The 19,775-nt window shown below is 73.4% G+C and carries 20 protein-coding genes and 1 pseudogene; 5 read left to right on the top strand and 16 right to left on the bottom strand.

What is annotated here, in order from left to right:
• Positions 1–2: 2 nt before the first annotated feature.
• The 6 genes from ACFY23_RS06315 to ACFY23_RS06290 all read right to left on the bottom strand — a co-directional run bounded on the left by ACFY23_RS06315 (position 3) and on the right by ACFY23_RS06290 (position 5,327).
• Positions 3–389 (bottom strand): cytidine deaminase, encoded by a 387-nt coding sequence (locus tag ACFY23_RS06315; RefSeq protein WP_350684819.1) that lies wholly within the window; start codon positions 387–389, stop codon positions 3–5.
• Positions 382–1,791 carry a hemolysin family protein gene (locus ACFY23_RS06310; RefSeq protein WP_387036813.1) on the bottom strand — a complete coding sequence of 470 codons (1,410 nt, stop codon included), beginning with the start codon at positions 1,789–1,791 and terminating at the stop codon, positions 382–384. Before ACFY23_RS06310 ends, ACFY23_RS06315 begins: the two co-directional genes overlap by 8 nt.
• Positions 1,767–2,237 carry an rRNA maturation RNase YbeY gene (ybeY, locus tag ACFY23_RS06305; RefSeq protein WP_350684821.1) on the bottom strand — a complete coding sequence of 157 codons (471 nt, stop codon included), beginning with the start codon at positions 2,235–2,237 and terminating at the stop codon, positions 1,767–1,769. The genes ACFY23_RS06310 and ybeY overlap by 25 nt, the downstream gene beginning before the upstream one ends.
• 18 nt (positions 2,238–2,255) lie before the next feature.
• The gene (locus ACFY23_RS06300; protein WP_350684823.1) at positions 2,256–3,314 is read right to left on the bottom strand and encodes a PhoH family protein; all 1,059 of its coding nucleotides are present in this window, start codon (positions 3,312–3,314) and stop codon (positions 2,256–2,258) included.
• 280 nt (positions 3,315–3,594) lie between these two features.
• A complete protein-coding gene (locus tag ACFY23_RS06295; RefSeq protein ID WP_350819613.1) occupies positions 3,595–4,971 on the bottom strand; it encodes a serine hydrolase domain-containing protein in 1,377 nt (458 codons plus the stop codon).
• Positions 4,968–5,327, bottom strand: coding sequence for a histidine triad nucleotide-binding protein (locus tag ACFY23_RS06290; protein ID WP_350684147.1), 360 nt, complete (start codon positions 5,325–5,327; stop codon positions 4,968–4,970). Before ACFY23_RS06290 ends, ACFY23_RS06295 begins: the two co-directional genes overlap by 4 nt.
• A 94-nt stretch (positions 5,328–5,421) precedes the next feature.
• On the opposite strand from ACFY23_RS06290, the gene ACFY23_RS06285 reads away from it, so the two are divergent.
• A complete protein-coding gene (locus ACFY23_RS06285) occupies positions 5,422–6,183 on the top strand; it encodes an SDR family NAD(P)-dependent oxidoreductase (RefSeq protein WP_350684148.1) in 762 nt (253 codons plus the stop codon).
• 3 nt (positions 6,184–6,186) lie between these two features.
• Here the strand turns inward: ACFY23_RS06285 and ACFY23_RS06280 are convergent, their stop codons facing one another.
• The 3 genes from ACFY23_RS06280 to hrcA all read right to left on the bottom strand — a co-directional run bounded on the left by ACFY23_RS06280 (position 6,187) and on the right by hrcA (position 9,452).
• Positions 6,187–6,921: a 16S rRNA (uracil(1498)-N(3))-methyltransferase gene (locus ACFY23_RS06280; RefSeq protein ID WP_350684149.1), complete on the bottom strand. Its 735-nt coding sequence runs from the start codon at positions 6,919–6,921 to the stop codon at positions 6,187–6,189.
• Positions 6,922–7,210: 289 nt separating this feature from the next.
• The gene (dnaJ, locus tag ACFY23_RS06275; RefSeq protein WP_350684165.1) at positions 7,211–8,356 is read right to left on the bottom strand and encodes a molecular chaperone DnaJ; all 1,146 of its coding nucleotides are present in this window, start codon (positions 8,354–8,356) and stop codon (positions 7,211–7,213) included.
• Positions 8,357–8,429: 73 nt separating this feature from the next.
• Positions 8,430–9,452 carry a heat-inducible transcriptional repressor HrcA gene (gene hrcA, locus ACFY23_RS06270; protein ID WP_350684150.1) on the bottom strand — a complete coding sequence of 341 codons (1,023 nt, stop codon included), beginning with the start codon at positions 9,450–9,452 and terminating at the stop codon, positions 8,430–8,432.
• A 246-nt stretch (positions 9,453–9,698) separates the two neighbouring features.
• Between hrcA and ACFY23_RS06265 the strand changes: the two genes are divergently transcribed.
• Entirely contained in the window at positions 9,699–10,361 is a 663-nt protein-coding gene (locus tag ACFY23_RS06265) for a DUF4870 domain-containing protein (RefSeq protein WP_350684151.1), read from the top strand.
• Between the two features lie 70 nt (positions 10,362–10,431).
• Here the strand turns inward: ACFY23_RS06265 and hemW are convergent, their stop codons facing one another.
• Positions 10,432–11,655, bottom strand: a complete 1,224-nt coding sequence (gene hemW / locus ACFY23_RS06260) for a radical SAM family heme chaperone HemW (RefSeq protein ID WP_350684166.1) — start codon at positions 11,653–11,655, stop codon at positions 10,432–10,434.
• 19 nt (positions 11,656–11,674) lie between these two features.
• Here hemW and ACFY23_RS06255 point away from each other — a divergent pair, with 19 nt between their 5' ends.
• From ACFY23_RS06255 to ACFY23_RS06245, 3 genes are all read left to right on the top strand, one after another.
• Positions 11,675–12,484 (top strand): enoyl-CoA hydratase-related protein, encoded by an 810-nt coding sequence (locus ACFY23_RS06255; RefSeq protein WP_350684152.1) that lies wholly within the window; start codon positions 11,675–11,677, stop codon positions 12,482–12,484.
• A gap of 212 nt (positions 12,485–12,696) precedes the next feature.
• A complete protein-coding gene (locus ACFY23_RS06250) occupies positions 12,697–13,560 on the top strand; it encodes a hypothetical protein (RefSeq protein WP_350684153.1) in 864 nt (287 codons plus the stop codon).
• A 265-nt stretch (positions 13,561–13,825) separates the two neighbouring features.
• Positions 13,826–14,749, top strand: a complete 924-nt coding sequence (locus ACFY23_RS06245) for a phytanoyl-CoA dioxygenase family protein (protein WP_350684154.1) — start codon at positions 13,826–13,828, stop codon at positions 14,747–14,749.
• A 201-nt stretch (positions 14,750–14,950) separates the two neighbouring features.
• Here the strand turns inward: ACFY23_RS06245 and ACFY23_RS06240 are convergent, their stop codons facing one another.
• From ACFY23_RS06240 to ACFY23_RS06215, 6 genes and pseudogenes are all read right to left on the bottom strand, one after another.
• Positions 14,951–15,592, bottom strand: coding sequence for an MOSC domain-containing protein (locus tag ACFY23_RS06240; protein ID WP_350684155.1), 642 nt, complete (start codon positions 15,590–15,592; stop codon positions 14,951–14,953).
• A gap of 154 nt (positions 15,593–15,746) precedes the next feature.
• A complete protein-coding gene (locus tag ACFY23_RS06235; RefSeq protein WP_350684167.1) occupies positions 15,747–16,577 on the bottom strand; it encodes a carbohydrate ABC transporter permease in 831 nt (276 codons plus the stop codon).
• A 23-nt stretch (positions 16,578–16,600) separates the two neighbouring features.
• Positions 16,601–17,587 (bottom strand): sugar ABC transporter permease, encoded by a 987-nt coding sequence (locus ACFY23_RS06230; RefSeq protein WP_350684156.1) that lies wholly within the window; start codon positions 17,585–17,587, stop codon positions 16,601–16,603.
• Positions 17,584–18,873: a sugar ABC transporter substrate-binding protein gene (locus tag ACFY23_RS06225; RefSeq protein ID WP_350684157.1), complete on the bottom strand. Its 1,290-nt coding sequence runs from the start codon at positions 18,871–18,873 to the stop codon at positions 17,584–17,586. The genes ACFY23_RS06230 and ACFY23_RS06225 overlap by 4 nt, the downstream gene beginning before the upstream one ends.
• A gap of 211 nt (positions 18,874–19,084) precedes the next feature.
• The gene (locus ACFY23_RS06220; protein ID WP_350684158.1) at positions 19,085–19,372 is read right to left on the bottom strand and encodes a GlsB/YeaQ/YmgE family stress response membrane protein; all 288 of its coding nucleotides are present in this window, start codon (positions 19,370–19,372) and stop codon (positions 19,085–19,087) included.
• Between the two features lie 307 nt (positions 19,373–19,679).
• Positions 19,680–19,775 (bottom strand): annotated as a pseudogene (locus ACFY23_RS06215) (GlsB/YeaQ/YmgE family stress response membrane protein); the annotation flags it as partial.

Genomic DNA, 19,775 nt, shown 5'->3' with positions numbered 1-19,775 from the left:
GCTCACTCGACCACCGTGCCCAGCACGGTGCCGTCCGGCGCGGCCACGTGGATCGGCGCGTCGGCCGCGAGGTCCCGCACCGCCGCGTGCCCGGCGCCGTCCAGCGTCGACGCCTCGGTCACCACGACGGCGGCCTCCAGCCGGCTCGCGCCGGCCGCCGCCGCCGAGGCCACCGCGAGCTGGAGCGCGGTGATCGTCAGCGAGGGCAGCGAGACGCTGGCCGCGGCGTACGTCCGCCCGTCCTGGTCGCGCACCGCCGCGCCCTCCACGGCGCCTACCCGGCCGCGCGCGCCCCGGGCCAGGACGACCAGCTTGCCGTCCTCGGCGCTCAGCTCGATCGGGTCGGACGGGGTGGGCCGGGCGGCCGGTACGGCGGGTGACTCAGGCATCGGCGGGTTGCCTCTCCTCGGATCGGTTCGTGTCGCCCCGGGGCTCGGCGTGCTCGCCGCGGCCCGGGGCATCCTGCGTGTCGGTCGACACCCGGCTCACCAGCACGGTGTCGATCCGGTTGCGTCGGCCGGTGGTGCCCTCGGCGACCAGCCGGAGCCCGGCGACCTCGGCCTGCGCCCCCGGGATCGGGACGCGGCCCAGGGACTGGGCGAGCAGGCCGCCGACGGTCTCCACCTCGTCGGTGGGCAGCTCGGTGTCGAACAGCTCGCCCAGGTCCTCGACCGGGAGCCGCGCGGTGACCCGCACCGCCCCGTCGTCGAGGTGCTCGACCGGCGGGCGCTCGACATCGTACTCGTCGGTGATCTCGCCGACGATCTCCTCCAGGATGTCCTCGATGGTGACCAGCCCCCCGGTGCCGCCGTACTCGTCGACGACGATGACCAGGTGGTTGCGGGCGGCCTGCATCTCCGAGAGCAGGTCGTCGACCGGCTTGGACTCCGGCACGAAGGTGGCCGGGCGCATCAGCTCGGCGACGGGGAGCCGGCGGTCCTCCGGGGCGCCGCCCTGGGTGCGCCGGATCAGGTCCTTGAGGTAGAGCACGCCGAGCACGTCGTCGACGCTCTCGCCGATGACCGGGATCCGGGAGAACCCGGAGCGCAGGAAGAGCGCCAGCGCCTGGGAGAGCGTCTTGCGCTCCTCGATCCACACCATCTCGGTGCGCGGCACCATCACCTCACGGGCGATCGTGTCGCCGAGCGCGAAGACCGAGTGGATCATCTGGCGTTCGCCGTGCTCCACGACGCCGCGCTGCTCGGCCAGGTCGACCAGCTCACGCAGCTCCACCTGGGTGGCGAACGGCCCCTCCCGGAAGCCGCGGCCCGGGGTGACGGCGTTGCCGATCAGGATCAGCAGCGAGGCGAGCGGGTTGAGCGCCCGGCCCAGCCAGCGGACCAGGGGCGCGACGGACCGCCCGACCGCGTACGCGTGCTGCCGGCCGAGGGTGCGCGGACCGACCCCGACCACCACGAAGCTGATCACGGTCATCGCGCCGGCGGTGACCAGCGCCGCGCGCCAGCCCGCGCCGAAGGTGTCCACCGCGACGAGCGCCACCAGCGTGGTGGCGGTCAGCTCGGCGAGCAGCCGCAGCAGCAGGAGCAGGTTGAGGTGGCGCACCACGTCCCCGGCGACGGCCTGGAGCGTGCGCGCGCCGCGTACGCCGTCGCGGGCCAGCTCGGCGGCGCGGGCGGGCGAGACCGCGGCGAGGGCCGCCTCGGTCATCGCGATGAGGCCGGCCAGCACCACCAGGCCGGCCGCGGAGACCAGCAGTTGCAGGTCGGGCAGGCCGGCGGCACCGGCCGCCAGTGTCGGGGTGTCCATCACCGGGACCGGGTCGACCGCCAGCTCGCCAGCAGTCGGGCCTGGAGCGCGAACATCTCCCGCTCCTCCTCCGGCTCGGCGTGGTCGTAGCCGAGCAGGTGCAGCACGCCGTGCACCGTGAGCAGGTGCAGCTCGTCGGCGGCGGAGTGGCCGGCGGTGGCCGCCTGCTTGGCCGCCACCTCCGGGCAGAGCACGATGTCGCCGAGCAGCGCCGGCTCGCCGGCCGCGGTCGACTCACCGGGCCCGTGGTCGACGCTGCCCTCGTCCATGGGGAAGGCGAGCACGTCGGTCGGGCCGTCGCCGCCCATCCAGCGGTGGTTCAGCTCGGTCATGTAGTCGATGTCGACCAGCAGCACGGACAGCTCGGCGAGGGGGTTGACCCCCATCTCGTCGAGGGCGTGGCGGGCGACGGCGAGCACGGCGTCGGTGTCGACGTCGACGCCGGACTCGTTGGCGATCTCGATGGACAACAGTCTTCCCTCGGTGGTCTAGCGGCGCCGGCCGGCCCGGCCGCCCTGGGCTGTCCGCCCGGGCACGGCGTGCACGCTCTGCGCCTGCTGGTTCTCCCGCTCGGCGTCCCAGCGGGCGTACGCGTCGACGATCTCCCCGACCAGCCGGTGGCGGACCACGTCGGAGCTGGAGAGCTGGGCGAAGTGCACGTCCTCGACGTTCTCCAGGATCTCCCGGACCACCCGCAGGCCGCTGGTCGTGCCGCCGGGAAGGTCCACCTGGGTGACGTCACCGGTCACGACGATCTTGGAATTGAAGCCGAGCCGGGTGAGGAACATCTTCATCTGCTCGGGCGTGGTGTTCTGCGCCTCGTCGAGAATGATGAACGCGTCGTTGAGGGTACGCCCCCGCATGTACGCCAGCGGCGCGACCTCGATCGTGCCCGCCGCCATCAGCTTGGGGATGGAGTCGGGGTCGAGCATGTCGTGCAGCGCGTCGTAGAGCGGGCGCAGGTAGGGGTCGATCTTCTCGTTGAGCGTGCCGGGCAGGAAGCCGAGCCGCTCCCCCGCCTCGACCGCCGGCCGGGTGAGGATGATCCGGTTGACCTGCTTGGCCTGCAGCGCCTGGACGGCCTTGGCCATGGCCAGGTAGGTCTTGCCGGTGCCGGCGGGGCCGATGCCGAAGACGATGGTGTGCGCGTCGATCGCGTCGACGTAGCGCTTCTGCCCCAGCGTCTTGGGGCGGATGGTGCGCCCGCGCCGGGAGAGGATGTTGAGCGTCAGGACCTCGGCGGGCCGCTCGGCGCCGCCCTGCTCGAGCATGCCGACGGTACGCCGGACGGCGTCAGTGGTCAGGGTCTCGCCTTTCTCGATGAGTTCGAGCAGCTCGCTGAAGATCCGCTCGGCGAGGGCATTGTCCGCGGGGGCGCCGGTGATGGTGATCTCGTTGCCCCGGACGTGCACGTCACTGTTGACCGAGCGCTCGACCAGTCGCAGGATCTCGTCACCCGCGCCGAGCAGGTTGACCATGATCTTGGGATCCGGGACGGTGATCCTGGTCTGCACCCGGGGCGGGCCGGGAGGTGGGGTGCCGGTCATAGGTCGGGCCGAGGGGCCCTGCGCCACCTGCTCTCGATCTCGGCGCCGGGCCTGCTGGCGCGGCGCGCTGACGTTGCCCTCCATCGTATCTGCTCAACAGCGGCGGCACCGTGCCCATTTCCGCGCATGCGGGACGGCCCACCCGCCGTGACCGGCCGACCCGGACCGGGCACGGCGCCGCGGGCGGCACGGGCACGACGGCACGGGCGAGACGGGCACAACGGCACACGACGGCACGGACGGGGCGCGGCCCCGCCGGCCCCGCCCGTGCGCGCCGCCGTCAGGAGCCGACGCGGAAGTCGTACCGGTCGAAGGTCTCCTGGGTGCGGGTGAACCGGTAGGTCGCCCAGTGCATCCGGACCACCGCGCCGCGCTCGTCCCGGGTGAGCCGCAGCAGCTCACCCACCTCGCGCCCGGCGACCGTGCGGTACACGTCCGGCTGGTCGGGCAGCGGCGCGAAGACCGCCGGCGGCTTCCCCGCCGGGTCGTCGGCGCCCCGGGCCCGCAGCGCGCCGTCATGCCACGAGAAGACGTACTCGAAGCCCTCGCCCCACCAGCGACCGAGCAGCCCGCGTACGCCCTCCGGGGCAGGCGGGCCCGGCCGCCACGGCGCGATGTCGGCCGGGTCGTGCTCGACGGCGGCGGCCAGCAGCCGGTGCGGCAGGTCGAGGACCTCGCCGGCCGTGCCGGAGGAGCCGAGCACCGCGACGCCCATCGCGCCCGGCGTCCCCTCGCCGCCCCGCCGGCCGTAGACGCCGGCCAGGAAGCCGGGCATCGCGCCGTCGTGCCCGACGTGCATGACCCGCTTGCCCTGCGGCACCAGGATCAGCCCGAGCCCGAAGCCACCGGCCCAGAGCGTCTCGTCGGTGACCGTCGCCGGCCAGCGCATCTCCTCCAGCGTGGCCGGGGCGAGCACCGCGCCGGCCGGGTCCAGCGCCGCCGGGTCGGCGAGGAACGCCGCCCAGCGGGCCATGTCGGTGGCCGTGCTCCAGAGCTGCGCCGCAGGGCCCACCGCACCGAAGTCGGTGGGCGGCTCGGGGTGCGCCTCGTCGGAGTACGCGTCGACCAGGAACCCGGTCGCCGCGTGCGGGCCCGGCGTCACCGAGGTGTCGGCCAGCCCCAGCGGGGTCAGCACCCGCTCGGCGAGCGTCTCCGCCCAGGTGCCGCCGCGGAGCTGGCCGACGAGCCGGCCGAGCAGCGCCATGCCGAGGTTGGAGTAGTGGTAGCGCCGGCCCGGGGGCAGCACCCGCTCGGCCCGGGCGAGGTCGGCGACCAACTCGTCGACGTCGGGCGCGCGCAGACTGTCCCAGACGTCGCCGTACGGCTCCCGTTGCAGGCCGGCGGTGTGCGACAGCAGCCGGCGTACGGTCAGCTCGCCGTGGGCCGGCAGGTCCAGGTGGCGACCCAGCGGGTCGTCGAGGTCGAGCAGGCCGTCGTCGCGGCACTGGAGGGTCAGCACGGCGGTGAACGTCTTGGTGACCGAGCCGATCCGGAACCGGGTGCCCGGCCCCAGCTCGACGCCGTTGCCGGTGCCGCCGACCGTGCAGGTCCACAGCGGGCGGTCCGCCCGGTGCAGCGCCGCCGAGACGGCCGGCACCCGGGCCTGCGCCTGGACCTGGCGCACCATCCGGGACAGGCGGTCGTCCACCGCCGTCACGCGAGGTCCCGGGCCAGCATCGGGCCGAGCGGCGCCCCGCCGAGCACGTGCGCGTGCACGTGGAAGACCTCCTGGCCGGCGTACGCCCCCGTGTTGAACATGAGCCGGAAGCCGTCGCCGAGCAGCCCCTCGTCCTCGGCCACGGCGGCAGCCGCGGCGAGCACCTCCCCGGCCAGCGCCGGGTCGCCCTGGGCGAGCGTCGCCACGTCGGCGTAGTGCTCCTTCGGGATGACCAGCACGTGCACCGGCGCCTTCGGGCCGATGTCGCGGAAGGCGAGGGTGGTGGCGGTTTCCCGGACGACGGTGGCCGGGATCTCCCCGGCGACGATGCGGCAGAACAGGCAGTCGGTTCCCATCGGGGCAGTGTAAGGAAGGGCACCTTGTCATCGCTTTCGGTAGAGGAAGGGCCCCTTCCTTACACCCCGGCGTCGACCAGGCATGATGGCCGGCGTGACTTCACGGGCGGTACTGGTGACGGGGGCCTCGCGCGGCATCGGGCGGGCGGTGGCGACGGCCTTCGCGGCGAGCGGGGACCGGGTGGCGATCCACCACCGCGACTCGGCGGAGGCGGCCGAGCGGCTGCGCGCCGAACTGCCCGGCGAGGGGCACGTCGTGGTCCGCGCCGACCTGACCGACCCGGACGCCGTACGGGCCATGGTGGACGAGGCGGCCGCCCTGCTCGGCGGGCTGGACGTGCTGGTCAACAACGCCGGGGTGTACGGCGACCGGAACGCCCCGCACCCGGTCTTCGGCGCCTCCTACGCGCAGTGGCGCGCGCAGTGGCGGCAGGTGGTGGAGACCAACCTGACCGGCGCGGGCAACGTCATCTGGTGCGCCGCCCAGCACATGCGCGGCCGGGGCGGCCGGATCGTCAACGTCTCCTCCCGGGGCGCCTTCCGGGGCGAGCCGGAGCAGCCGGCGTACGGGGCGAGCAAGGCGGGGCTGAACGCGCTGGGGCAGTCCCTGGCGGTGGCCCTGGCCCCGTACGGCATCACCGTCGCCACGGTGGCCCCGGGCTTCGTGGAGACCGACGCCACCACCGAACACCTGCGCGGGGAGCCGGGCGCCGCGATCCGGGCGCAGAGCCCGTTCAACCGGGTGGGCCGCCCCGAGGAGATCGCCGCCGCCGTGCACTGGCTCGCCTCCCCGCAGGCGGAGTGGGCGTCCGGCACGATCGTCGACCTGAACGGCGCCTCCTACCTGCGCAGCTGAGCGTCACCAGCGGGCGAGGCGGGTGGCGAGCACCGCGAGCGCGGCCACGCCGGCCGTCGAGGTGCGCAGCACCGACGGGCCCAGCCGGACGGCGCGGGCACCCGCCCCGGTGAAGGTGTCCAGCTCGCTGTCGGTGATCCCGCCCTCGGGGCCGACGACCAGCACGATCTCGCCCGTGGCGGGCAGCTCGGCGGTGGTCAGCCGCTCCTGCGCCTCCTCGTGCAGCACGAACGCGGCGGCGGCCCCGCCGATGCGGCGCGCGACCCGGGTGGTGGACTCGTCCGGCGTCCCCGCCACCACCGGCAGCCAGGCGCGACGGGCCTGCTTGGCCGCCTCCCGGGCGGTCGCCGCCCACTTCTCCCGCGCCCGTACGCCCCGGTCGCCGCGCCACTGGGTGACCGAGCGGGCCGCCGCCCAGGGGACGATCTCGTCCACCCCGACCTCGGTCATCGCCTGCACGGCCAGCTCGCCCCGGTCGCCCTTGGCGATGCCCTGCACCACCACCAGGCGCGGGACGGACGCGTCGACGTACCCCCGGGAGGTGATCTCCAGGTCGAGGGTGCCGCGGCCGACGGCGGTGACCACGGCGGCGGCCGTGCCGCCCCGCCCGTCGGCGAGCAGCAGCTCCTCGCCGACGCGGAGCCGCTGCACGGTGGCGGCGTGGTGCCCCTCGGGGCCGTCGAGGGTCAGCCGGTCGGCGGTGGGCAGCGACTCGACCAGGAACAGCGGCGCGGACACGATGATCAGGTTAGTCGCACCCGGCAGCCGCCGGGGCGTCGAGGCGCACGCAGCCCACCGGGACTGCGGCCGCGCACAGCCGGCCACCGACCGGACGACCCGCACAGCTGCCCACCGACTGCACGACCCGCACAGCTGGCCACCGACCGCGCCAGCCCGCACAGCCGGGCACGACCACGCGGGCCGCGGAGCCGACCAGCACGCCAACCGCGACGCCGACGGCCGGCAGCGCGAGGCACGCGGAGCCGCCCGGGCCGCCGCGGAGCGCGGCGACCCGGGGGCGCGAGCGTCAGGCGTGGCCGTTGAAGGCGTCGCGCATCCGGGAGAAGAAGCCGCCCTGCTTGGTCAGCTCGGCGACCTCCTCGCCCCGGGTCTTGGCGAAGTCGCGCAGCATCCGCTCCTGGTCGGCGTCGAGCTTCGTCGGGGTGCGCACGTCGAGGTGGACGTAGAGGTCGCCCCGGCCGGTGCCGCGCAGGTGCGGCACGCCCCGGGCGCGCAGCCGCAGGGTGCTGCCCGGCTGGGTGCCGGCCTTGACGTCGACCGTCTCCTCGCTGTCCAGCGTCTTGATGGTCAGCCGGGTGCCGAGGGCGGCGGCGGTCATCGGCACGGTGACGCGGCAGTGCAGGTCGTCGCCCTTGCGGGAGTAGACGTCGTGCGTCCGCTCGTGGATCTCCACGTAGAGGTCGCCGGCGGTTCCGCCGCCCGGGCCGACCTCGCCCTGCTGGGCCAGCCGGATGCGCATGCCGTCCTCGACCCCGGCGGGGATCTTGACGGTCAGCGAGCGCCGGGTGCGGACGCGGCCGTCGCCGGCGCACGTCGGGCAGGGGTGCGGGATGGTGGTGCCGTAGCCCTGGCAGACGGTGCAGGGGCGGGCGGAGACCACCTGGCCGAGGAAGGTGCGCTGCACGGACTGCACCTCGCCCCGGCCGCCGCAAGCCTCGCAGGTGGCCAGGTGGGTGCCGGCCGCGGTGCCGGCGCCGGAGCAGGTGGTGCAGAGCACGGCGGTGTCGACGGTGATCGGCGCCTCGACGCCGAACGCGGTCTCGTGCAGGTCCAGTTCCAGCCGCAGGATCGCGTCGGCGCCCGGCCGGGTCCGCGGTCGCGGGCCGCGCGACCCGCCGGCCGCGCCGCCGAAGAACGCGTCCATGATGTCCTGGAAGCCGACGAACGGGCCGGCGCCGCCGGGACCGCCCGGGCCGCCCGCGCCCCCGCCGCCCGGGGCGAGCGGGTCGCCGCCCAGGTCGACGATCTGCCGTTTCCGGTCGTCCGAGAGGACCTCGTACGCGGCGTTGATGTCCTTGAACTTCTCCTGTGCCTCCGGGTCCGGATTGACGTCCGGGTGGAACTGCCGCGCCAGCTTGCGGTAGGCGCGCTTGATCTCGTCGTCGGAGGCTTCCCGGCTCACCCCGAGAATGCCGTAGTAGTCCCTGGCCACTGCGTTCCGTGTCCTCATGTTCGTCTCGCGTTGCGCCGGTCGTCGGCCGGAGCCGGCCGTCGGCCCTGACTGGTCAGTTCTGGGCCAGCAGTTCGCCCACGTAGCGTGCCACGGCCCTCACCGTGGCGATGGTGCCGGGGTAGTCCATCCGGGTCGGCCCGAGCACACCGAGGCCGCCGACGATCGTCGCGCCCGGCCCGTAGCCGGTGCTGACGACCGAGGCGGCGCGCAGGTTGTCGATCTCGTTCTCGTCGCCGATCAGCACCCGGGTCGTGCTCGGCTCCGCCTCGCCGATGAGCTTGAGCAGCACGACCTCCTCCTCCAGCGCCTCCAGGATGGGGCGCAGCGAGCCCTGGAAGTCGAGCAGGCCGCCGCGGGTGAGGTTGGCCGTGCCGGCCAGCGCGATCCGCTCCTCGTGCCGCTCGACCAGCGTCTCCAGCAGCACGGTGGAGAGGGTGGTCATGGCCGGCCGCAGGTGCGGCACCGACTCGTCGACCAGCGCCTGCACCAGCGGCGGGGTCTCCGACAGTCGGGTGCCCACCAGCTTCTCGTTGACCAGCCGGCGCAGGTCCGTGACGTCGTCGGCGGCGATCGGCCCGGGCAGTTCGACCAGTCGCTGCTCGACCCGGCCGGTGTCGGCGATCATGACCAGCATCAGCCGGGTCGTGGAGATCGGCACCAGCTCCAGGTGGCGGACGGAGGAGCGGGCCAGGCTCGGGTACTGCACCACGGCGACCTGCCGGGTGAGCTGCGCCAGCAGCCGTACGGTGCGGTGCACCACGTCGTCGAGGTCGACCGCGCCGACCAGGAAGCGCTCGATCGCGCGGCGCTCGGCCGGGCTGAGCGGCTTGACCCGGGACAGCCGGTCCACGAAGAGCCGGTAGCCGCGGTCGGTGGGCACCCGGCCGGCGCTGGTGTGCGGCTGGCGGATGTAGCCCTCCTCCTCCAGCACGGCCATGTCGTTGCGGACGGTCGCCGGGGAGACCCCGAGCTGGTGCCGCTCGACCAGCGCCTTGCTGCCGACGGGCTCCTGCGTGGCGACGTAGTCCTCGACGATCGCACGCAGCACGGCGAGCTTGCGGTCGTCGAGACCCATCCTTTCCCCACCTCCTGTCGCACGTCGGATCGCCCGCGCCCCGGGGGCCGGGCGGGTTGCTGGCACTCGCTACAGACGAGTGCCAGTCTACGTCGGCGCGCCCGCCGACGCGATGATCAACCTGGCACGGCGATCCGGCCGGTGCCGCACGATCCCCGGAGGCGGCGGCGCCAGAGCCGATCATCCGGACATCCCGGTCGGAGTCGCTCTGGTGTGGCCTTGCCGGCGGCCCCTACCGTGACGTGCATGACTGAACCACCTCGCCCTCCCGGAGCGGGGGACCCCGGCGACCGGCCGGACCCGGCCGCTCCGTCGGGGGTTCCCGGGCCGGCCGGCTCCGACGAACCCACCGCACCACTGTCCGGGGCACCGGGCCCTGGCGGCTATCCCCCGCCCGGTGGCTATCCGCCGCCCCCCGGTGACCAACCGCCGTCGGGCGGCTACCCTCCGCCGGGTGGTTATCCGCCGCCCGGGGGTTATCCCCCGCCGGGCGGCTATCCCCCGCCGGGCGTCGGCTATCCGACCGGCGGCGGCTACGGCGCGCCCACCGGCGGCTACGCCAACAACGAGGACAAGAACTGGGCCCTGATCGCCCACTTCGGCGGCGCGGCCGGGGTGGTCGTCGGCGGCGGCCTGCTCGGCTGGATCGCGCCGCTCATCGCGCTGATGACCCGGGGGCAGCAGTCGCCGACCGCCCGGGCGCACGCCGTCGCGGCGCTGAACTTCCAGATCACCTGGGCGATCGTCAGCGTGCTGAGCTGGGTGCTCACCCTGGTCACCTGCGGGATCCTGTTCTTCGTCCCGATGCTCGTCTGGCTGGTGCCGCTGATCTTCGGGATCGTCGCCGGGGTCAAGGCCAACGAGGGTGTGCTCTACCGCTACCCGATGACCTACAGCTTCACCAGGTGAGCCGGGCCGGCCGCTCCCCCGGCCGGTCCCGGCCACGCCCCACCCCGCCGCGCGACGAGGGCCCGCCGCCTCAGGGCAGCAGGTCGCGGACGACCGCGTCGGCGAGCAGCCGCCCGCGCAGGGTCAGCACGGCCCGGCCCGCCGCGTAATCGGGTCCGGCCAGCAGGCCGTCGGCGAGCGCCCGCTCGGCGGCGGCCCGGCCGGCGTCGTCGAGGGCGTCCAGCGGCAGCCCGGAGGCGAGCCGCAGCCGGAGCATGACGTCCTCCATGTGCGCCTCGTCGGCGGTGAGCACCTCCCGGGCCAGGCCGGGCGACTCACCGCCGGCCAGCCGCTTCGCGTACGTCGTGGGGTGCTTGACGTTCCACCAGCGCACGCCGCCGACGTGGCTGTGCGCCCCCGGGCCGAGGCCCCACCAGTCGGCGCCGGTCCAGTAGAGCAGGTTGTGCCGGCACCGGGCCGCGTCGCCGCGGGCCCAGTTCGACACCTCGTACCAGGAGAAACCGGCCGCGCCGAGGGCCGCCTCCGCGGCCAGGTAGCGGTCCGCGGCGACGTCGTCGGAGGGGTACGGCAGCTCACCGCGCCGCATCCGGGCGGCGAGCCGGGTGCCGTCCTCGACGATCAGGGCGTACGCGCTGACGTGGTCCACCCCGGCGGCGACGACCTGGTCGAGGGAGGCGGCGAAGTCGTCCTCGCTCTCCCCCGGCGTGCCGTAGATCAGGTCGAGGTTGACGTGGTCGAACCCGGCGTCGCGGGCCTCCCGGGCGGCGGCGGTGGCCCGGCCGGCGCTGTGCGTGCGGTCGAGGACCGCCAGCACGCCCGGCGCGGCGGACTGCATGCCCAGCGAGATCCGGGTGTAGCCGGCCGCCCGCAGCGCCTTCAGCGACTCCGGGGTCACCGACTCCGGGTTGGCCTCGGTGGTCACCTCGGCGTCGGGCGCGAGCCCCCACGTGCGGTCGATGCCGTCGAGGATCCGGGCCAGGTCGCCGGCGGGCAGCAGGGTGGGCGTGCCGCCGCCGACGAAGACCGTGTCGACCCGGGGCGGCGGGGCCTCGCCCAGCACCCGGCCGGCGAGCGCCAGCTCGGCCAGCACGGTGTCGGCGTAGCCCTCCCGGCTCGCCCCGCCGCCCAGTTCGGCGGCGGTGTACGTGTTGAAGTCGCAGTAGCCGCAGCGGCTGGCGCAGAACGGGACGTGCACGTACACGCCGAAGCCGCGCGCGCCGACCGCGCGGGTGGCGGCGGCGGGCAGCGAGCCGTCGGCGGGGACGGATTCGCCTTCTGGAAGGACGCCGGGCATGGCCACTAGTGTGCCCGGCATGACCTCTCCCGACGTGCTCGTGCGGGCCGCCACGGCCCGTGGGGTGACCACCCTCACCCTGGACAGCCCGCACAACCGCAACGCGCTCTCCACGCCGCTGATGACCCAGATGCTGGCCGGCCTGGCCGAGGCGGTCGCCGACGACGCCGTCCGCGTGGTCGTGCTGGACCACACCGGGCCGGTCTTCTGCTCGGGCGCCGACCTCAAGGAGACCGCCGCCGCGTACGCCAGCGGGAGCGTGCCGGCCGGGATGCTGGGTGACGTGCTCGCGGCGGTCTGGGAGTGCCCGAAGCCGGTGGTGGCGAAGGTGGCCGGCCCGGCGCGGGCCGGTGGGCTGGGCCTGATCGCGGCGGCCGACCTGGCGGTGTGCGCGCAGGAGGCGACGTTCGCCTTCACCGAGGTGCGCATCGGGGTGATCCCGGCGGTGATCTCCGCGACCGTGCTGCCCCGGTTGCACCCCCGCGCGGCGGCCGAGCTCTACCTGACCGGGGACACCTTCGACGGCCGGCGCGCCGCGGAGATCGGCCTGGTCACCGCCGCCGTGCCGGCCGACGGGCTGAGTGCCGCCGTCGCCGCCTACTGCGACTCCCTGGTCCGGGGCGCGCCGGGCGCGCTGGCCGGGGCGAAGCAACTGCTGCGCCGGCCGCCCGCAACCGACCTGCGGGAGGAGATCGCCGGGCTGTCCACCCTCTCGACCGGATACTTCCTCTCCGACGAGGGCCGCGAGGGCGTGCTGGCGTTCCGGGAGAAGCGGCCGGCCCGCTGGGTGCCCGCCGCCGACGCCGACGCCGACACCGACGACCGGTAGCCGGCGGGGTCGGGGACGCCGACGCCCGCGCCCATCGGAAGGTGAGGCCGCGCGGGAAAGGGGAACGTGCCGGCTCACCCCCGGCGGCCGTTCCGGTGCCCCCGGCGGCCCGTCCGGCCGCCGGTGCCGCACGCGGCGGGCGGGCGGAAACCGGTCGGACGACCCGACGGGCACCACGGGGGACGTACGCTTGTCGGACTGTCGAACAGGGGGTGTGGGTGCGAACTCGGACAGTCGTGGCGGGCGGTGTCGTCCTCCTCCTCGTCGCCGTGGTCGGAATCTGGCTCGTCATCCGGCAGGTGGGTGGGCAGCTGCGACTGCCGCTGGCCAGCCGGACGTGCACCGTGCAGGCGGACGGCCGGGTGGACCTGGACGCCGACCAGATGGCCAACGCGGCGACGATCGCGGCGATCGGCATCCAGCGGAAGATGCCCGAACGGGCCGTCGTGGTCGCGCTGGCCACCGCGTACCAGGAATCGGGCCTGCGCAACCTCGCCGGGGGCGACCGCGACTCGGTGGGGCTGTTCCAGCAGCGCCCGAGCCAGGGCTGGGGCACCCCGGAGGAGATCCGCGACCCCCGGTACGCGGCGAACCGGTTCTACGCCGCCCTGAAGAAGGTGCGCGGCTGGGAGCGGATGCGGGTCACCGACGCGGCGCAGAAGGTGCAGCGCTCCGCCTTCCCGGAGGCGTACCAGAAGTGGGCGGACGAGTCCGAGGTGCTGACGCGGGCCCTGCTCGGGCACGCCACCGGCGCGGTGGCCTGCACGGTGAGCCGCGACCCGGCGATGCGCGGGGCGGCCGCGGCGACCGCGCTGACCCGCGGGCTGTCGCTGGACTGGGGTCTGGCCGCCGCCACCGCCGCGGCGGACCTGACCGGCCTCACGGTCCCCGCCGCCGACGAGCGCCGGGGCTGGCGGTACGCGCACTGGCTCGTCTCCCACGCGCACGACCACGGGGTGAAGCGGGTGCGCTTCGGCGGCCTGGAGTGGACCGCCCGCGACGGCACCTGGAACCAGGTGGACGGCGACGCGGCCGCCGGCGGCCATGTGGTCGCCGAGGTCTTCGCCGAGGCGTAGCGAGCCGGCGGGCGTCACGCCTCGAAGGCGCGGCACCCTCCAGGCGTGACGTCCCCGAGGCGTGGGGGCCCATCTCCTTACCGGCAGTCACCGCACAATCCGTCATTCCGGGTCATAAGCCTTGAGAATCCCCTGCGGGGTGACGAATTGTAGCGGATCAACTCCCCACGGTCCGGGCAACGGTCGCATATCACGCGGGGTGGTACCCCGCACGGGAGTCAGCGCGTTACGATCGGCGGCCTGTGCCAGCAATGGTTTTCGCCCGATGGGGGAGGGGTACGTCGAGGTGTTCGACTACGGCGACCGGACCGGTTACGAACCGATCAGTGACACCGACCGCAAGGAGTTCCACGAGCAGGGCTTCCTCCTGCTGCGCAACGTCCTGACGGAGGACCACCGGGCGGCGCTGGAGGCGGCGGTCGACCGCGTCTACGCCGAGGAGAAGGCCAAGGGCAACACCACCAAGGACGGCACCCTGCACCTGCTGGGCTTCCTGGAGCGGGACGAGCTCTTCGGCGAGCTGCTGACCCACCCGATCGCCTTCCCCTACATGTGGGGCCTGGCGGGCTGGAACATCTACACCCACCACAACCACCTGGACGTCACCCCGCCGGCGCTCGAGCCGGAGAAGCCGTACTGGGGCTGGCACCAGGACGGGTACCGGCAGAACTCCGACCCGGAGACGATGGACCCGAACCTGCCCCGGCCGATGTTCTCCCTCAAGGTGGCCTACGTGCTCTCCGACCTGTCGGAGAAGGGCCGGGGCGCCACCAAGGTGATCCCGGGCAGCCACCTCTGGAACTCGCTGCCGCGCCCGGAGGACACCTCCGTGCACAACCCGGACCCGGAGGGCACGGTGGAGATCACCGCCAACCCCGGTGACGCGTTCATCTTCGACCGCCGCCAGTGGCACTCCCGGTCGACCAACCTGTCGACCATCACGCGCAAGATGCTCTTCGTCGGCTACACCTACCGGTGGATCCGCCCGCTCGACGAGCTGCACATCGACAAGGACGGCGAGTGGTGGGCCAACCGCACGCCGGTGCAGCGCCAGCTCTGCGGCGAGGGCACCCACACCGCCAACTACTGGGGCATCAACTGGGACGGCTACATCGACGACGAGATCCCGCTGCGCAAGGAGCTCAAGCAGCGCGGCCTGCTCGACCGCAGCGTCCCCTGGCTCCGCTGAGCCGGTGACCCGGCTCCCGCCGGGGGCGACACCGAACGGGCCCCTCCCCCACGGGACGGGGCCCGTTCCGCGTAAGCGCGCCCCCGCGCCCGTACCGCCGAGATCCCGATCGCGGTGCACCCGTTCGGCCGCCCCGCCGGGCGGGGCCGGCGCGGCTAGCCGGGACCGGCGGCGCGTCAGCCGGCGCCGTCGAGGCGTCGGTCAGCTACGGCGGGCGAGGCGGCGGCGCACCTTCTCCACAATCGGCTCGGGCAGCTCCGGCGCGTCGAGCAGCCGGGGCAGCAGGTCGGGCTCCAGGTTCATCGCCCGGAACACCTCGCCGATCGTCACCCCGTGCGCGGGCCGGTCGACCACCTCGACCGGGTCGCCCGCGCCGACCTCCCCGTCGCGCAGCACCCGCAGGTACGCCCCGGGCGTCGCCCGCACCGTGAACCGCTTGATCAGATCCGGTACGCCCCAGAAGCCGGCGAAGGTGGTGCACGGCGTCCGGGGCTTGGTCACCTGGAGCAGCGCCGAGCCGATCGCCCACTGCTCGCCGATCACCGCGCCGGTCACGTCGACCGCGTACGTGGTCAGGTTCTCGCCGAACCCGCCGGGGCGGATGGCGCGGCCCAACTCGGTCCCCCACCAGCCGGCGTCCTCCTCGGCGTACGCGTAGACCGCCTGGTCCGGTCCGCCGTGGTGGGCGCGCTCGCCGATGAAGTCGCCGGCCACCCCGTCGGCGCGCAGCAGCACGGGGCCGTCCACCGGCCGCTTGTCGATGCCGGTGCGCCCGCTCGCGTCGCCCGCCCACTCCGCCTCGGTCACGCCGCCGAGGTTCACCGATGCCAGCCTGCCCGTCATGGCGGTCAGCCTAGCCCGCCCCGCGGACGCGCCCGGAGGGGGCAAAGGGAAGGGCCCCTGGTCAACGCTGTGCGTCGACAAGGGACCCTTTCCTCACGGCGCCCGGGGCGTGGCGGATTGCGCGGACGCCGCCGGCACGCCCCTGGTGCGGGCGTCAGCCCTTGACGGCGCCGGCCACCAGGCCCGAGACCATCCGCCGCTGCACCAGCAGGAAGAAGATGATCACCGGCAGCGTGAACAGCGTGGAGGCGGCCATCACGGGGCCCCAGGCGGTGTCGTCGCGGCCGAAGAAGAACGTCATCGCGACCGGCAGGGTGTAGCTCTCCTGGTCGTTGATGAAGGTCAGCGCGAAGATCAGCTCGTTCCACGCGGTGATGAACGAGAAGATGCTCGTCGCCACCAGGCCGGGGGCCACCAGCGGGAAGAGGACCTTCCGGAAGGTCTGTGCCCGGCTCGCCCCGTCGATGGCGGCGGCCTCCTCCAGCTCCTTCGGCACGGCGGCGACGAAGCCCCGCAGCATCCAGACCGCGAACGGCAGCGAGAAGCCGAGGTACGTGAGGATCAGGCTGGGCAGGGTGTTGTAGAGCCCGAGCCGCTGGATCATCAGGAACAGCGGGATGACCAGCGCCTCCAGCGGGATCATCTGCACCACCAGCAGCATGATCAGGAACGACGTCCGCAGCTTGAACCGGAACCGGGCGACGGCGGTGGCGGCGAGCAGCGCGACCAGGCCGCTGAGCAGCACCGTGGAGACCGCGACCAGCGCGCTGTTGAGGAAGAAGTCGGCGAAGGTCACGCCCGGGATCAGGTTGCCGGTGAGGATCTGCCGGTAGTGCTCCAGCGTCGGCTCGGACGGCAGCGGCCGGGGCGTGGTCGAGAAGATCTCCGAACTCGGCTTCAGCGAGGTGGCGATCATCCAGTAGACCGGGAACGCGGCGAAGAGCGCGACCAGCAGTCCCGCGCCGTTGAGGGCGATCCGCTTCACGCCCGCGCCGCCTGCGCGTCGCGTCACGCGTCCTCCTCCTGCTTGAGCACCATGCGGACGTAGAGACCGGTCACCACCAGCAGGATCAGGGTGAGGATCACCGCGATCGCCGCGCCGAGGCCGTACTTGGGCGGGGGCGAGAACGCCTCCGCGTACGAGTAGATGGAGAGCATGAACGTCAGCCGGTCCTGCGTGCCGCCGGCCAGCACGAACTGCTGGGTGAAGACCTTGAAGTCCCAGATGGTGGAGAGCACGATCAGGATCCCGAAGACCGGCCGCAGCAGCGGGAAGGTGATCTTCCAGAACACCCGCCACGGCCCGGCGCCGTCGACCCGCGCCGCCTCGTGCAGCTCGCTCGGCACGCTCTTCAGCCCGGCCAGCACGCTGACCGCGATGAACGGGAACGAGTGCCAGACCACCACCAGGGTCAGGATCGAGAAGAACAGCAGGGGCGAGTTGAACCAGCCGTACCCGGTCCAGTCGCTGCGCCCGAAGAGGCTCTGCGAGAGACCGTCGGGCAGCGCGTTGAACAGCCAGGTGACCAGGCCACTGGTGTCGTCGAAGATCCACTTCCAGACGATCGTGCCGGTCAGCGCCGGGGTGGCCCAGGCGAGCATCACGCAACTGGCGACGAAGGCGGCCATCCGCTTGCCGAGCCGGTTGAGCAGCAGCCCGACCAGGGTGCCCAGGATCATGGTGAGCACGACGTTGGCGGCGGCGAAGAGGACGGTGTTGCGCAGCACCGTCAGGAAGAACGGGTCGCCGAGGATCTCGGCGTAGTTCCCCAGCCCCACCCACGGCCACTCGCGGTCACCGCGCAACTGGCGGACGTTGTTGAGCTGGTGGAAGGACATCACCACCACCTGGCCCAGCGGCCAGAGCAGCAGCACGCCGATGATCACCAGGCAGGGCAGAAGCAGCAGGTAGGGCAGGCGGTCCACCCGGCGACGCCGCCGCGCGGGGGTCTCCCGCGCGGCGGCCGCCTCCGGCGCCTCGGTCAGCGTGGTCACTTGGCGTTGAGGATGCTTTCCATCTCCGCGGCCGCGTCGGCGGTAGCCTTCTCGACCGTCTTCTGACCCTTCATGACCGAGCTGTTCATCGCCTGGGTCACCGTCTTGGTGCGGCTGACCTCCACCCACTTCGGGGTGATCGGCGTGAGCTTGGTGTTCTGCATCGTGGTGGCGAACGCCGCCATGATCTTGTCACTGGTGTACTTGTCGCCGCCGACCAGGTCCTTGTAGACCGGGAAGAAGCCGAGGCTGTCGGCGAAGGCCTGGTCGTTCTTCTTGCTCAACAGCACGGTCAGGTAGTCCCACGCGAGGTCCTGCCGCTCGCTGTCCTTCCAGAGCGCGATGTCGGAGCCGCCGGCGAAGCCGGGCGCGGCCTTGCCGTCCGGGCCGGGGATCGGGAACGTGCCCCAGACCTTCTCGATCTCCGGGTTGTCCTTCTTGATGGCGCCCTGCTGCCAGCTACCGCCGAAGGCCATCGCCGCCTTGCCGGTGGCGAACTGGGTCCGGGCGTCGATCTCGTTCCAGCCCGCGGCGGCCGGCGGGGCCACCTTGTGCACCGTCACCAGGTCGGTCCAGAACTTGACGGCCTTCTGGGCCTCCGGCGTGGTGTAGCCGGACTTCCAGGTGTCGCCCTGCTGGGTGGCGATCTCCGCGCCCGCACCCCAGAGGAACGAGTAGAACGGCAGCTCGGAGTTGCCCGGCAGGGCGATGCCGTAGGTGTTCGGCTTCTTGGCCTGCACGGCCTTGGCGGCGGCCACCAGCTCGTCCCAGTTCGTCGGCGGCTTCACGCCCGCCTCGGCGAACCAGTCGGTGCGGTAGTACATCGCCCGGACGCCGGCGTACCACGGCACGCCGTACTGCTTGCCGTCGAGCTGGGCGTTCTTCACCAGGTCGGGGAGGATGTCCTTGCCCTCGGCCCAACCGTTCATCTTGTCGGTGACGTCGGCCAGCGCCTCCTGCGCCGCCCAGCCCTGGGTCTCGGTGTTGCCCAGCTCGGTGACGTCCGGCCCCTCACCGCCGGCGAGGGCGGCCTGGAACTTCTTCGGCGCCTCGAGCCAGGGGATGTACTGGACCACCACGTCGGTGTCCGGGTGCTTCTGCCGGAACTCGGCCTCGACGCCGTCGAGGAACTTGGTCTGGGCCTCGCTTCCCTCGCCCATCATCCAGACCGTCAGCTTGCTGTTGTCTGCGGCCTGCTCGTCGTCGGAGCCACCGCAACCAGCCAGCACCATCGCGGCCGAGGCCACGACGGCGGTGACCGGGGCCAGCCGCTTCCACCTGTTCACGCCATATCTCCCTCGCGCCGTTTGGCACTAACCTTCTCCGCCGCACCTTAGTAGGAAAAAATCCTTTACGACAGTGGGCGGTTCGGCGAAAGAGAGGCGACGGTACCGCAGGGGAGGACCCTACCGGGGCCGGCACCGGGGCGAATCCGGCCGTACCCACGCGAACGGGCGCCCGACCTGTCGGTCGGGCGCCCGTCGAGGTTGTGGATGGTTACCGGTGGGTGACGCTGCGGCGACGACCCACCCCGGCGACCAGCGCCACGGCGACGGCGGCCAGCACGACCTGGACCAGCAGCTCGCCCCAGTCGATACCGGCGGTCTCGGTGGCGATGCCCATCGCCCGAGCCAGGACGGTGCCCAGCAGCGCGGCGCCGACACCGATCAGCATGTGCAGCCACATCGGCATGTTCTGGCGGCCCGGCACGAGCAGGCGACCCAGAGCGCCGACGATCAGACCAACGATGAGCGCAGTGATGATGCCCCAAACGGTGAGCTCCACGTCGCCCTCCTTCATCAAAGAAATGAGTTCCACGATCTGTGGTGTTCCTGTCGTGACCGCAATGTTCCCGGCCCGCCGCGACCCCAAACCGGATTTCCGCGACACCGAATGGCGGGCCCGCCCAGACGGGACGCCGACCGGGAAAAAGGACCGGGCCGGCCGGCGTCACGCCCCGGAGTCCGCACACGTGCTCACGCGCGGCGGCGGCCGGCCCCGGGGCGTCCGGAAGGCCGACCGGACCGCCGGGCGGACGCGAAGACGGGCGCCCGACCCGGTGGTCGGACGCCCGTCGGACGCGGTGCGGGGATTACCGGTGGGTGACGCTGCGGCGACGACCCACCCCGGCGACCAGCGCCACGGCGACGGCGGCCAGCACGACCTGGACCAGCAGCTCGCCCCAGTC

The organism is Micromonospora sp. NPDC000121 (genome assembly GCF_042899165.1).
Lineage (GTDB): Bacteria > Actinomycetota > Actinomycetes > Mycobacteriales > Micromonosporaceae > Micromonospora.
Note: the sequence above shows the minus strand (reverse complement) of the source record. Positions and strands in the feature narration are given on the sequence as shown.

Excerpts from the sequence above, each read along its gene's own strand:
- hemW (WP_350684166.1), bottom strand. The coding sequence starts at position 11,655 with ATGCCCGGCGTCCTTCCAGAAGGCGAATCCGTCCCCGCCGACGGCTCG.
- ACFY23_RS06315 (WP_350684819.1), bottom strand. The coding sequence starts at position 389 with ATGCCTGAGTCACCCGCCGTACCGGCCGCCCGGCCCACCCCGTCCGAC.
- ACFY23_RS06240 (WP_350684155.1), bottom strand. The coding sequence starts at position 15,592 with ATGACGGGCAGGCTGGCATCGGTGAACCTCGGCGGCGTGACCGAGGCG.
- ACFY23_RS06300 (WP_350684823.1), bottom strand. The coding sequence starts at position 3,314 with ATGACCGGCACCCCACCTCCCGGCCCGCCCCGGGTGCAGACCAGGATC.
- hrcA (WP_350684150.1), bottom strand. The coding sequence starts at position 9,452 with ATGGGTCTCGACGACCGCAAGCTCGCCGTGCTGCGTGCGATCGTCGAG.
- ACFY23_RS06255 (WP_350684152.1), top strand. The coding sequence starts at position 11,675 with ATGACCTCTCCCGACGTGCTCGTGCGGGCCGCCACGGCCCGTGGGGTG.
- ACFY23_RS06290 (WP_350684147.1), bottom strand. The coding sequence starts at position 5,327 with ATGGGAACCGACTGCCTGTTCTGCCGCATCGTCGCCGGGGAGATCCCG.
- ACFY23_RS06265 (WP_350684151.1), top strand. The coding sequence starts at position 9,699 with ATGACTGAACCACCTCGCCCTCCCGGAGCGGGGGACCCCGGCGACCGG.
- ACFY23_RS06245 (WP_350684154.1), top strand. The coding sequence starts at position 13,826 with ATGGGGGAGGGGTACGTCGAGGTGTTCGACTACGGCGACCGGACCGGT.